We start from the raw sequence: 1,978 nt of genomic DNA on the forward strand, positions 1-1,978 counted from the left end.
GGGACGATGATGCCGCCCAGGCCGTAGATGTAGAGGTTGCGGGACAGGAGTTGGGAGGCGCTGGAGGGGCGGTAGCGGACTCCGCGTAGTGCCAGGGGGATGAGGGCGATGATGACGAGGGCGTTGAAGATGACGGCGGAGAGGATGGCGGATTGGGGGGTGGCCAGGCGCATGATGTTGAGGGTGTCGAGGCCGGGGTATACGGCGGCGAACATGGCGGGGATGATGGCGAAGTATTTGGCGATGTCGTTGGCGATGGAGAAGGTGGTCAGGGCGCCGCGGGTGATGAGGAGTTGTTTGCCGATCTCGACGATTTCGATGAGTTTGGTGGGGTTGGAGTCGAGGTCGACCATGTTGCCGGCTTCTTTGGCGGCGGAGGTGCCGGTGTTCATGGCGACGCCGACGTCGGCTTGGGCCAGGGCGGGGGCGTCGTTGGTGCCGTCGCCGGTCATGGCGACGAGTCGTCCGCCTTGTTGTTCGCGTCGGATGAGGGCGAGTTTGTCTTCGGGGGTGGCTTCGGCGAGGTAGTCGTCGACTCCGGCTTCGTCGGCGATGGCTTTGGCGGTGAGGGGGTTGTCGCCGGTGATCATGATGGTGCGGATGCCCATGGCGCGCATGTGGTCGAAGCGTTCGCGTATGCCTTGTTTGACGACGTCTTTGAGGTGGATGACGCCGAGCACGCGGGCGGTTCCCGACGTGGTGATCTCGCCGACGACCAGGGGGGTGCCGCCGGAGGCGGAGATGCCGTCGACCAGCGGGCCGACTTCGCCGGTGGGGTGGCCGCCGTGGTCGCGCACCCACTTCATGACCGAGGTGGCGGCGCCCTTGCGCACCTGCCGTCCTGCCACGTCGACCCCGGACATGCGGGTCTGGGCGGTGAAGGGCACCCAGTCGGCGTGGTCCAGTTCGCCCGGGGCGCGCTCGCGCAGCGCGTAGGTCTGCTTGGCGTGGACGACGATGGAGCGGCCTTCGGGGGTCTCGTCGGCCAGGCTGGCCAGTTGCGCGGCTTCGGCCAGTTCGCGTTCGTCCACTCCGGGGACGGGCAGGAAGTCCGAGGCTTGGCGGTTGCCGAGGGTGATGGTGCCGGTCTTGTCCAGGAGCAGGGTGCTGACGTCGCCGGCGGCTTCGACGGCGCGGCCGGACATGGCCAGGACGTTGCGTTGGACCAGGCGGTCCATGCCGGCGATGCCGATGGCCGACAGCAGGGCGCCGATGGTGGTGGGGATGAGGCAGACCACCAGGGCGACCAGCACGATGCCGGTGACGCCGTCGCCGGTCAGCGCCAAAGAGTCCGGCACGCCGGGGTTTTGGGCTTTGGAGTAGATGGCCAGGGGCTGCATGGTGGCGGTGGCGACCAGGAAGATGATGGTGAGCGCGGCCAGCAGGATGTTCAGGGCGATCTCGTTGGGGGTTTTCTGCCGGTTGGCGCCTTCGACCAGGGCGATCATCCGGTCGATGAAGCTGTCGCCGGGTTTTTGGGTGATCTTGACGATGATGCGGTCGGACAGGACTTTGGTGCCGCCGGTGACGGCGGAGCGGTCGCCGCCGGACTCGCGGATCACCGGGGCGGATTCTCCGGTGATGGCTGATTCGTCGACGCTGGCGATGCCTTGGGTCACGTCGCCGTCGCCGGGGATGGTCTCTCCGGCTTCGACGATGACGTGGTCGCCTTGCACCAGTTCGGGGGCGCCGACGACGTCCCAGGTCTGTGGGTCCTGGCCGGGGTTCCAGCGGGTGAGGCGGCGGGCGGTGGTGTCGCGTTTGGCGGCGCGCAGGGTGGCGGCCTGGGCTTTGCCCCGGCCTTCGGCCACGGCTTCGGCGAGGTTGGCGAACAGCACGGTCAGCCACAGCCACACCACGATCGCCCAGGCGAACAACGACGGGCCGGTCACCGCCAGCACGGTGGTGAACACCGCGCCGGCCTCCACGATGAACATCACCGGGTTACGCCACAACGTCACCGGATTCAGCTTGCGCA

1 protein-coding gene is annotated in these 1,978 nt (G+C 67.8%); it reads right to left on the bottom strand.

Annotated features, from left to right (window positions below; translation table 11 throughout):
* A partial coding sequence (kdpB, locus tag ACFQSB_RS40105; protein WP_380832589.1) for a potassium-transporting ATPase subunit KdpB occupies positions 1 to 1,978 on the bottom strand: 1,978 nt, incomplete at both ends.

The organism is Sphaerisporangium rhizosphaerae (assembly GCF_042665155.1).
GTDB lineage: Bacteria > Actinomycetota > Actinomycetes > Streptosporangiales > Streptosporangiaceae > Sphaerisporangium > Sphaerisporangium rhizosphaerae.